The organism is Lacibacter sp. (genome assembly GCF_057361365.1).
The window spans coordinates 36,547-49,238 of record NZ_JBMQSG010000021.1 but is presented as its reverse complement, the minus strand read 5'-3'; the positions used below and the strand labels follow the sequence as shown (position 1 = coordinate 49,238).

Annotated in this window: 5 protein-coding genes; 3 read left to right on the top strand and 2 right to left on the bottom strand. The window is 40.6% G+C overall.

Annotated elements, in window-relative coordinates; translation table 11 throughout:
- Window positions 1–8: 8 nt before the first annotated feature.
- The 3 genes from ACO1QW_RS17630 to ACO1QW_RS17620 are packed head-to-tail and all read left to right on the top strand — an operon-like array spanning window position 9 to window position 3,467.
- Complete coding sequence (locus ACO1QW_RS17630; RefSeq protein ID WP_486260704.1) at window positions 9–1,049, top strand: glucosaminidase domain-containing protein; 1,041 nt, start codon at window positions 9–11, stop codon at window positions 1,047–1,049.
- A 49-nt stretch (window positions 1,050–1,098) separates the two neighbouring features.
- A complete protein-coding gene (hpt, locus tag ACO1QW_RS17625; protein WP_486260703.1) occupies window positions 1,099–1,644 on the top strand; it encodes a hypoxanthine phosphoribosyltransferase in 546 nt (181 codons plus the stop codon).
- 38 nt (window positions 1,645–1,682) lie between these two features.
- On the top strand, window positions 1,683–3,467 hold the full coding sequence (locus tag ACO1QW_RS17620) for a vWA domain-containing protein (RefSeq protein ID WP_486260702.1): 1,785 nt from the start codon (window positions 1,683–1,685) through the stop codon (window positions 3,465–3,467).
- A gap of 86 nt (window positions 3,468–3,553) precedes the next feature.
- Here the strand turns inward: ACO1QW_RS17620 and ACO1QW_RS17615 are convergent, their stop codons facing one another.
- Entirely contained in the window at window positions 3,554–6,274 is a 2,721-nt protein-coding gene (locus tag ACO1QW_RS17615) for a M14 family metallopeptidase (protein ID WP_486260701.1), read from the bottom strand.
- 247 nt (window positions 6,275–6,521) lie between these two features.
- The gene (locus ACO1QW_RS17610; protein WP_486260700.1) at window positions 6,522–12,596 is read right to left on the bottom strand and encodes an alpha-2-macroglobulin family protein; all 6,075 of its coding nucleotides are present in this window, start codon (window positions 12,594–12,596) and stop codon (window positions 6,522–6,524) included.
- Window positions 12,597–12,692 lie beyond the last annotated feature (96 nt).

Here is a 12,692-nt window from a genome sequence, read left to right as displayed (position 1 = left end):
AATATACTATGATCAGACTGGTTTACCTGTCCGTTGCTCTTTTGTTGTTTACTGCTGCCTCTGCACAAACAATAACGATTGAAGAGTATGTAAACACTTACAAAGAAATTGCTATCAAGGAAATGATTCGAACAGGAGTACCTGCTTCAATCACTTTAGCGCAAGGCATTGTTGAAACAGAAAATGGCAACAGCAAGCTTGTAAGAAAATCAAACAATCATTTTGGCATCAAGTGTAAAGAAACATGGACGGGTCCATCGGTAAGTCATGATGATGATGCCCGAGGCGAATGTTTCCGCAAATACGAAAATGCAGAACAATCATATGTTGATCATTCTGATTTTCTCCGCACACGCAAGCATTATGATTTTCTTTTCGGCCTCGATCCTGCTGATTACAAAGCATGGGCCTTTGGTTTAAAAAAAGCTGGTTACGCAACCAACCCTGCTTATCCCCAAATGCTGATCAGGTACATTGAAAAATACAATCTCAACGATTATTCGTTGATCGCTTTAGGCAAGAAGCAGGCTTCCGACAACATCCTTGCAAAAAATGATGCACCTGTTACTACAACCGTTACAACTGTTGCGGTGAAAGAGCCTGTAAAGACCGTTAACAATTCTGTTGCTGTAGTGCTGAAAAAAGAAGAATCAAAAGTTGAGATTATAAAACCCAAGATAACTTATCCAACCGGTGAATTTAGAATCAACGATACAAAAGTGATTTACGCTGCACAGGGCACATCTTATCTTGCTATTGCGCAACAATATAATGTGCCATTAAAATGGTTGTTTGATTTTAACGATCTGAAAGAAGCGGAGGTATTGGAAAAAGATCAACTTATTTATTTGCAACGTAAACGTCGTACTGGTGCTAACCAGTTTCACGTGGTAGCAACCGGCGAAACATTGTATGATATTGCGCAGGCACAAGGCATTCGTTTAGATGCATTGTTGCAGCTGAACCAGGTAAACCCTAACCAGCAACCACAACCGGGACAGCAATTGTACCTTCAGGCTGTTGCTCCTAAAGCTGTTGCAGGACGATAGTTTTACTATTTGAAAAGAGCTGACGAATTCATTATCATAAATAAACTACATGTCAACCATCAAAGTCCACGACAAATATTTTATTCCTTACATGACAGAAGCCACAGTGCTTGGCCGTGTTGCTGAAATTGGAAAAGATATTGATCGGGATTATGATGGTAAAAAGCCTTTGTTTATTGCCATTCTCAATGGCTCGTTCATGTTTGCTTCCGATCTTTTTAAATACGTAACAATTGATGCTGAGATCTGTTTTATTAAACTTGCTTCTTATAAAGGAACAAAATCTACAGGACAGGTGATCACAGCTATTGGACTGGATACTGATATTGTTGATCGTCACGTGATCATTGTAGAAGATATTATTGACACCGGCAAAACCATGAATGAGTTTTTGCCACAGCTCTACAATCAACAACCAGCCTCTCTAAAAATTGCGGCTTTATTACATAAGCCCGAAGCAACGCAGTATCCCATCACCATTGATTATTTAGGTTTTTCAGTTCCCAATAAGTTCTTACTTGGCTATGGTTTGGATTATGATGGGCTTGGTCGTAACTTGAAGGAAATCTACCAGCTGACCGAAAACCCTTCCTGACTTACCAATTACTAACCCGGTGAAGCAGGAATTGAATTATGAACCTAAGGTGCATTGCTTTGGTATGCTTGCTTCTCCTCGCCGCAGCAGCGGATGCACAATTTTATTTTCGTGGCGATGTAAAAGATCCGGGTGGCAATGGTTTGCCACTTGTGCAAATCCGGCTTCATTCCTCTAACTCGTTTTATTCTTCCGGCTCCACAGGTGCTTTCGGAATTCCATCGTTAAAAGCCCGGGACACAGTCAGTTTTTTTCTGCATGGATACGAAGAGCGAACAGTTATTCTCAATAGTAATGATTACAATACAATCGTGTTGAAACCCAGTGCTGCTATCAGCAATCCTAAGCGCAGGTTGCTATCTGTAACAAAAAACAAGAAAGAAGATACAAAGGGACATTACTTTACTTCAGGCGAAACGTATTCATCACAAGTAGAAAATAGTTTTAATCAAACTGCCGATTATAATTCAGTGGGTTTTGCCATGAATGTTGATAAAGCATCGTATAGCAACATTCGTCGCTTCATCAATATGAATTCGAGAGTGCCACCTGAAGCAGTGCGTATTGAAGAGATGTTGAATTATTTTCCGCAGCAATACCAACAACCTTTGCCGGGTAAAGATTTTCATGTGCAATCGCAGCTTACCGATTGTCCCTGGAATCCGTTGAATCGTTTATTGTTTTTGCAATTGCAGGCGAGAAAGATCAATTACGATTCGTTGCCTCCAAGCAATTTTGTTTTCCTCATTGATGTGAGTGGCTCGATGGATCTTCCCAATCGGTTGCCTTTATTAAAATCAGCATTTCGTATGATGGTGCAAAACCTGCGAAGCATTGATACATTATCGATCATGCTGTATGGAGGAACCGTAGGCATTGTATTGCAGCCAACAGGAGGAAATGAAAAAGATAAGATCATGTCGGTGATTGATTCGCTGGCTGCCGGTGGTGACACACCAGGTGAATCGGCCATTCGGCAGGCTTATCGTCTGGCACAAAGTCAATTTATACAAGGCGGTAACAACCGGGTGATACTTGCAACCGATGGGGATTTTAACGTGGGTGAATCAAGTGAAGAAGCATTGATGCAACTCATCACCCAAAAACAACAGACAGGCATTTACCTCACTTGTCTTGGTGTGGGTATGGGTAATTATAAAGATTCGAAACTCGAAGCGTTGGCAAAAAAGGGGAATGGCAACTTTGCTTATTTGGACAATGTGATGGAAGCGGAGAAAGTGTTGGTGAAAGAATTAATGCAAACGTTGTATGTGGTGGTAGATGATGCATACCTCAACAGCATCTTTCAGCCATCGCAGGTGAAACGTTATCGTTTGGTTGGTTTTGATAACCGCAAAGATGTACTGGCTGATAGTGCGAGTATTCTTGAAGGTGGTGAAATTGGCACCGGCCACACAGTTACTGCTGTTTTTGAAATAGAGTTGGAAAAAGAATATAATACGGAACAACCAATTGCAGAAACTGAACTACGTTATCTATCTGTTGAGACAAAAACAAAAGTGGAAGAAAAAATACAACTGCCATTTAATTATCAATCGCTCTATCGTGTAGACAGCAGTTATCGGTTTGCAGCAGCAGTTACGATGTTTGGCTTGATGTTAAAGCAATCACCTTATATCAAGGAACCAAATTGGGATGCATTGATCAATCTTCTTACCACTTGTGTTGATCCCCTCGATTACTGGCAAAATGAAATGCTGATGCTGGTGCGTAAGGCAAAAGAATTATATAAACCAACAAAAGAAAGGAGACGTTGGTTCAGGAAAAGAGAAAAGAAGAGGGACGATATCTTTTTGTTTTAAAAACTTCAACGTATAAAAAAAAGGGACATATTTTTTGTCCCCTTTTTTATTATGATCAGGTATGGCATACCTGCTTCTATGTGTTGTTATTTACTTCCCGTCAACTGGTTAAACAAGAATTTGAATGTACCGTGTGTTTGCGAACGGAAAGCAATCTCCGGTCCGAACACATATAAATTTCCTTTGCCCACTTTCGCAGAAAAAGCTGCAACGCCATCAAGCAAATACTCCTGTCCCCATGCCCAACCACTGCGCAGCGGGTTTGAAGTAGCAAACCACGCAATAGGTGTTGCTTCTCCTTTTGAAATGGCTGCAGGTGATAATTTAAACACAGGGCTGCTTGATACAAATACATCAGCTTCACTATTCATTCCCCATGCCGATTGCTGTGTGGAATCAACTTTTACACGCAACACGCTTCCAGGTATATAATATTTTTCACCAGGTAGCACACGCTCTACACCATTGTTCATTTCAACCAATGCATTCTTTACAGGTAGTTTGAAATGATAAGCAAGATTAGCGCTGTTGCCAATGGTAACAATGCTGCCACCTGCCTCAACAAATTGCTTCAGTTGAACAATTGATGTGTCTGGTGTAATTCTGCCCAATGTTTTTTGATACTCTGCCGGCACTTCATCGGCTCTTGGTCCACGGCCACCAAATCCACCACGACCACCACCACCAACTGCAGGAATGGCATCACTAACAAAAACGATCACATCATATTGATCAATAAGTTTACCGGCATCAATGTCTTTTGCGTAAATAACAGTGTAAGGGAAATGGTGTTGCTCAAAAATCCAACGCATCCAACCGGAAGCCATTGAGCCACCGTATACATCCCACAAACCAATACGCAATGATTTTATTTTCTTTGCTATTCCTGCGGGTTGTTTATTTACAGCTATCGCTTGTGTACCATATTCTTTCGCCGCTTTTTCCAAAATCGACTTTGATTTTGCATTTGCTTTTACATAGAAAGAGCCTTGTGCCGTTGCTTCGGTGATACGTATTACTTCAACTCCTTGTTTCAAAAGATCATTCACTGCAATGAACGATGCATTACCGGCCGCACTCAGCACATATCCATTTGCGTTGTTGCTGAATTTACCAGGCGTCGATTGCTCTGCACCGTAAGCAATAGTTTCGAATGGACCGTCAAAACCATTCAGTATACGATCGAACTTAAAGCCCATGGTGAAAGCAGGTGTCCAACCAGCTGCATCATAGGGACGAACAGGAGGCCCACCTGGATAGAGGAAATCATTTGGGTGATCCTGTGGATCGAACATATCAATCACATGCGGACGAAAAGCCTGGTTTGTTTTCACTACATAAGAACCGGCAGGATATTCTTTACCCGCAACAGTAAAGTTTGCCGTAGCTTTTTCAACTTTAATTCCTGAAGTAATTAATGCATTTACAAACTTTACTGCAGAACTAAGATCGGGCTGATCAGCAGAAATAATAAAACCCCGTGGGTCACGCTGTGCAGGATCTTTAAATACAACATCGTAATATTTCAACGGAACCGTATCAACAAAATTCTGAGCATTACTTTGTGCACTTGGTCGCTGATCTTTTTTAAATGCTTCCTTAATAGCTTCTACTTTATTAGGCGACAACGACCATTGATCCTTGTTTCCTTTATCAATAGAATTTTTGCCCATCTTATAAATGTTGTACAACAACGGTTCACGGTTGCGTACGGCATAATCAAGAACAGCATAGTTGAGTGAAACAGAATAATCAATTGACTGTTTGAACAACCATTTTTGCGGAGTAACAGGATAAGGAGTAGCTGCATTAGGAATTAGACGAGCAGTAACCAATGGCACATTTGAAGGAGTAGGGCTTCCGATAATTTCAGTAAGTAAACCAATGATATTATGAAAATACGCAGTGGTGCGTAAGCCACCATTCCACCAGGTTGAGAAAACCGAACCACCACGTTGTGTATAGCCGGGTTTATCTTCCACATTTAAGCGATTGATCATGGCAGCACCAACAGCATCAATACCAGTTACCAATAATGGATCAAATGCAAAGTTGAACGGATCACGATAAGGAGGACCTGCCACAACAGAACCTGCAGGGCCTGACTGGTGATGGTTGTACAATATCTGTGGCATCCACTCAATGTATTGCTGGCGACTCATGTTCTTTGTTTCGCTCATGTTGTTCATAAAGAAATCACGATTGTTATCATGACCAATATATTTCTGATACAAACGTGGAAGATTGTTGAGTGTTCGTTTCAATGTATCTGCATGACGCATGTACCAGTTTGAAACAAGCTCCTGCCCATCAGGATTTGCATGAACAAAAAGAATAATGGCATCATTCAATATGCGTTGTGTTTCTTCATCATTACGACTCACAAACTGCCAGATGGTTTCAATCAATTGATGTGCACCCACTGTTTCGGTTGCGTGCAAGCCACCATCAACCCAAACAATTGCTTTTCCTTCTTTGGCCAAGGCCTGTGCTTGTGCATTGGTTAAATTTTCGGCACGGGCAAGTCGTTGTGAAATGCTTTTGTATTTATCCAGTTGCTTCAGGTTGGCAGGCGATGAAACAATCACCATGTACTGAGTGCGACCTTCTTCGGTTTTGCCAATGTCAACAAGCTTCACCCTGTCGGATGCAGCAAGTTTTTTAAAGTACGCTTCAGTTTGTGTGTAAGTGGCTAAACGATAATTGTCGCCAATGTTAAAACCAAAATGTTCTTTTGGTGATGGAACGTTTTGCGCATAAAGGCCTGCGCCAATAAGCAGCAAAAGCGAAACGATAACGGATCTCATGCAGAAAGTTTTGAAATGTAAATAATGGAGAAGAAAGCAATAATGCCCGGCTTCTCATGCTGATGCTTAAAGATAGGAAGCATCACTATTCGTAACCAATGGAATGGATGAGCGGCGGATGGCTATTTCAAATCCGAGATTCGCCGCAGAGAAAGGAGGGCGCAAAGAGAAACGCAGAGAAAATACACTGCGTTTAACTCTTTTTCTCCGTTCTCTGCGGTAAAAATCCGTAGCCTCTGATCACTGATTATTCATTCACCTTCACCCTCACGCCTTCACTATGGCTTGAAAACTCAGGTGCATACATGCACTGAATGGTTGTGATGCCGCTGCTGTAATTACCTGCATGGGTGATGAACATTGGGTATTCGAATACGTAAGTTCCTTTATTCAGATAGCTGAAGAAGAAATTGGTGCTGGCATCTTTGGTGCTTTCATAATAACCTAAACCATCTTGCCATTTGTATTGACTTAAAACATTCACCGGTTCCATGCAACTTGGCCGCATATCTTTCATATGAACATATTCCATGGTACGGTCAACACGCAATTCAATACGCACTTTTATTTTATCACCCACTTTCAACTCGTCGCCTTCTTTGACCGGAGTTAATACCGGGCCATTGGCTGTATTCTTTTCAACAAAATATTTCTTCTGCAATTTCAAAGACGTTTCAGACGAAGTGATCTTGTCTAAGTTTTCAAAATACTGCCAGTAAGCGGCACCCCATGTTGGTTGACCGTTCGATTTACTTACGGTGACATTGACGTTGCCAAATGTCGGCTTCACAAAATTGCCATCAATACTGCGTTTGAAGTATCCTGTGCCTGCTTCAGTTTTTTCTGTTGTTGTGCTGAAGAGTTGATCGCCTGCTTTTATTTCCACTACAGGTTCAGATGCAATCCACTCGCCACCTTGCAACAGCAATGCGTAACATGCTTCAGCAGTAGCGATGGTTGTTTTCCAGTTTTGTGTTTGCTTTTGTTTCAGCAACCATGTTTTTAAATCGTTCACTGCTTTTTTATCAGCCGTTACATCACTAAACACTTCAATCATTAGTGCCTGTGCTTCAACCGGAGCCTGGTACCAGTAATAACCTCTATTGAATTCTTTAAAGTACATGCCCATTTCTTCGCTGAACAATGCATTTTCTTTTATTGATTGTACAATGGCTGTTGCGGTTTTATTATCCTTGCTGCGGTGTTGTGCCAATGCGATCATGCCCTGCATGTACCTTCCCTGTTTTACCCAATGCTCACGTGATTGTGTATTGTAATAATTGAAAGCAATCTCTGTTCCCTTAGTTTGTGCAATTGCAGGGAAGAAGCTCCGCATGTACAGATAATGTATCTGTGTGTAACCGATATTGTTATTCTTTAAAGGTATTTTATACCTCAACAGGTTATCGTAATCTTCTTTCAATTGTTTATCAAGATAATTGATGGCTTTTGAAACAATAGCGTTTAATGCGCTTTGTTGTTCTTTGGGAACAGCGTTTAATTTCTGCAAATGACCAATACCGGCAATGATGTATTGCGTAATGTAACGGTCATCGGGTCCACCTTTGAACCACATGAACCCGCCGTTTGATGTTTGCATTTGTTGCAGCTGTGCAAGATTCTTGCTTAATTCACTATTCATGCGAACTATATCAAACAGCAACGCAATGTTTTTCTTTTGCTGTTCTTCATTCTTTGCTTGCAATACCCACGGTGTTTCTTGTAAGAGAGCAGATTTCAATTCTTCATTCTTTTGCAAATTGCTCATTAATGCTGCTGTGTCTTTTATTTTCCATTGCTGCATCACTTTTTGTATGCGTGGCAACTTTTGAGTGATATGAGTTGCTAATGCATTTGCATAAAACCTGTTCCATGTTTGCTCTGAACATTCGTATGGATATTCCATTAAGTAAGGCAACGCTTGTACTGCATACCAAACAGGATTACTGCTGAACTCAATTGTAAAGCGATGGTGCGTTAAACTTTCTGATTTTTCAGAGTTTAACAGTTTTGTAAAGTTGAATTGTTTGCTGCCATCACCATTCATCCACAAGGGAAGCGTTTCAGTTACCAGCATACGGTTAGTGAGTACAGGCAATGCTGCTTCCTCACCATCTGTTTGATTGCCAGCTTTGGCAACAATGCGATAGGTGAGTGCTTCATTAAAATTATACGGTACTTCTGTTCTGAATTTCACCACCGTGCTTTGTTTGGGGCCCACTGTGAAATGTTGCACAGGAAATGTATTCTGGAACCAACCATCAACAGGTTGCATCGTGGAGCTGTTAAGTAGTTGAAGATTGCTTGTTCCTGTAAGTTCTTTATCGGTAAGATTACTGATCTTGGCAGTAAATTCAAAACGATCACCTTCACGTAAGAACCGCGGAGCAAATGGCTGTACCATCAAATCTTTTTGCGTGATGACACTTGTTTCACTTAAACCAAACGACAGATCTTTTGTATGCGATAGCAACTGTGCCTTCCATCTGGTTAATGCTTCAGGCATGGTAAAGCTGAACGTAATATTTCCTTCTGCATCGGTTTTCAAATCGGGAAAGAAGAAAGCCGTTTCATTAAAGTTGGTTCTTACCGAGGCAACTTCTTTAATGGGATTGGGTTGAACAGGATTGCCCATCGCCTGGGTGGAATCTGAAATCACTTGTTTTTTTGCTGAGCCTGTCCCTGCAACCACAACCTCATTCAACGATTCACCATCCTGCATTGTGGGCGCTGCGGCGCTTACCGGTGCTTTGCTTTGTCTTGACTCCAGTTTCATGTGAAGTGGGCCTCCATCAGCAAACGTTTCTAACCTGTCGTATTCTTTTTCGAAGGCAAGAAAATTACCGTCATCCCATTTTCGTTCATCTGAATTGATTGATGTAAAACCACCAGCGCTCCAGTTACTACGTAAATAATTTACCGGAAATAAATCTGGTTTATTCCATTGGTGAATTCTAAACTGATCAAGTGATGCATCGTACATACTTACCAGCATTTCTGCTGCTACTTTGTCGCCTTTATATCCGCTGATCTTTATCTTCCATTGTTCTTCACTACCTGGTAATGTTTTATCACGGAAAGTTTCAAAATCGATCTTCAGATCTTTGTTTGTCCAAGGCACACCCACATAGCGTGTAAAATTGTAAAAGCGATTATGTTTTACAAACGAATAAGCATAACCAAATCCTCCACGTTGTTCTTCTGTTACGGGAACAGTTACTTGCTTTTTTTCATTGTTTAGCTGATGGTAAACGACTTTATCTGTTTCATTTATTCCATCAACCTGCACCAGGTACACATCGTTTGCACTGCTGCCAAAAGCAACACTGGCTGTTGTTCCGGGTTCGGCTGAAACAAACGATGGCAATTGCCATACATATTCAGGCGATGAAAGTTTACCTGCCGCATCTTGCAGTTGTACATAAGTTTGATTCTTTATTTCATTGCCGTCTTTATCTTTTGTTGCCACTTCAATTAAATACCAACCAGGCGACCATTGACCATTGCCCATCGACCATTCACCACTCAGCTTCGAACTATCTTTTTTCTCATAAACCTTTTTTCCTCTCGTCCAGTTTTCTTTCTCACTTTCATTATTGTACTCGTCGTAAGGAAAATTGGTTCGGTAATCTTTTTCGTTCATGATAAACTGATCGGGCTGTTGCCAATAACGTTTACGTATTAAACGATCGGGTGAATTCAATTCATAAATACTTACTGTCAACATGCTTTTTACAAACTCACCCATCCTGTTTTTAGTTCTGATGCTGATGTTGTTGAATTGTGAAACTGTTTGTAGTTCGCCGTTGGGTAAACTGAGCTCAAGTTGCAACGAACTATAACCTGCAGTTACAACTGTTTCACCCGTTCTTGTTTCGCCATTCAGATCGGTAACATCAGCAATCACTCTGTAGTCAAAGACCGGTTCAAGTTCTTTGCGCACTTGTTTATCAGGTAAAGCAGTAAAAGAAATGTTGAACGTGCCATCTGTATTGGTAATTGCTTCGCCATGTGCAATTTCCTGTGCATTCATTGGCGGCCATCCCCATTTCCAGCTAAGCCAGGGATAAATTAATCGTGGCTGGCGAACAACCCGGTATTTCACTTTTGCTCCATCGATATTATTACCGGCATAAGCAGAAGCAATACCTGTAATATTTATTTTATCATTTACACGGAAACTTTCTTTGATGGGTTTGTACTCTACAAAAAACTTCGGACGTTTATATTCTTCTACAGAAAAATACACTGCAGTGCCTGTTGTAGATTCCTGCAGTTGATAGTTGCCGCTTATGCGCCCAACAGGCAACGTGAATTTGCCATTGTAGGAACCAAATTCATTGCTCGTTACTTCCATTGAATCCGTTTTCTGGAAATTGGCATCGTAGAGATAAATTTTTGTTTTTAAGTTGGTCACCGGTTTTGGCTTTCCTGTAGTCGCATCTTTTGTAGTAACAATGCCTTTGAAATAAATGATTTGTCCCGGACGATAAATAGAGCGATCAGTAAAGAAAAAAACACGACGGTTTTTCTTTTCATCAACAGGTTCTTTCGCTTCACGATAAACATAGCTGTAAGCACGGTCGTCTAAATGAAGATGATCACTTTGATAACTCACTTCCAATGTTCGGTTGTACGCATTGTTGCCGTTTGGTTTATTGATCACAAAATGTCCATTAGCATCGCTGCTGTAGTTGCCGGCCTTTACAGAAATATTCTTACGTTGATCGTAATTGTATGATTGCTCCCACAAAGTGATGGTGGCTTTTTGCAATGGCTGGCCGCTTTCACGATTCACAACAAAAAAATCGTTGCCATGGTGCATCCATGCGATATTGCTTACATGAAAGAACTGAACAGCCAATACATTTTTTGCAAGTGTAAATTGTTCATCGGCACTGGCCAGTAAAAGATAAGTGCCCACCGGCAATGCGTTCACTTTTATTTCTGTACTGTGTTGCTGATAATCTTCTGTTGCAGGTAATGCATAAGAAAAACTATTTACCGGCTTTAAGCTGGTTAATTTTTGCCAGTAGGCATCGTCCCAACGTTTTTCATTCATCGCCGCAAAGGTTTTCGCATCAATCTTTACAATTCTGAAAAATGCTTTTGATGCGTTGCGGTATTGCAAATAAGAACGGAAAGGCTTGTTTGGCACATTTACTTTTTCGGATGTGATGGCTAATTCTTTCGATTGAATTTGCTGCAACAACATACTGCAATTTGCTTTTCCTTCAGATGCCGCTGTTTGTGCCAATACTTTTTTACAAAGCTCAACCGCTTTCTGGTAATAATATCGTGGATTCTGTGCGTCATTGATCTTATGTTTTTTGAAATCGTAAGTGGCTGCATAATCAGCATAATCTTTTGCAAGTAGGTAAGCGGCTTGTGACACAATTGGCTGCTGATTGTATTGGTTGAGCAAATGATTCAATGCCATCCTGTACAATTCAGTTTTGTTTTCATGGGTTGAATAACGATGCACAAACTGTAAGCGTAGCAAATCAACATCTATCAATGCATCTGCTTTTTTATCACGGAGATGAAATGCGATCAACTCCTGGTAAAGCAGCAATGCTTTATAGGTAAGCGAAAGTGAATCGCTTGTTGTGAATGTACGTGTAACAAAATCGGCAGCGGGATCGTAAGCCGAAGCAATATTGAGTTCAAATATTTCCTGCGGTTTGGTTATGCTTCTTTCATCGTGCGAAAAGTAATCAATGGCACGGTGTGCCAACAGATCATATAAAGTGGGACGGAGGTGACGTACATTTCCTTTATTGATCACTACATCAAATGCATCCAGCTTTGTTTGCTGTAATATTTTTTTGTTTTGCAAAGAAGCGAGGTAAAGACTACTGATCTTTTTATGCAGGTCATCAATGGTCCATGTGTTGATGTCATCTTTATTAAAGCCAGTTGTATTGCTGCGTTGGTAAAATCTCCAGCGGTTGTATTGAAAATATTGCCAGTAAGCTTCGGCAGCATAATTGGCGAAAACGGATTTCAGCGGCTCAGCAGCCGTGCTCATTTCTGTCTCTAGTTCCTTAATAGCTTTTTCAGTAGCATCTTCTTCTCGTTCCTGCTGAAGACTTAATCGAAAAAGCACAGCTTTTAATAACTGGCCGTTGTTTTTTTCTTTTTTTGCCGCATCATAAATAATCTTTACTTCTTTTAAGGCCGACTCTGTAAGTCCTTTTTTATTGATCAACTCATCCACCTTTGCCCAGGCGGCCGTATAGTTGAATTTGTTTTGTGCAAAAAGCGACATGCTGAATAAAAGAATAAACAGGTTAACAAGAGAAATACGTTTCAAAAACATAGAAAGCATTTTATGTAAGGTAATTAATACTGTGCTGATGAGATGCAAAGAAACAGCGAATTACATAAATGTAATTTTTAATGAAAGTGCAGAACA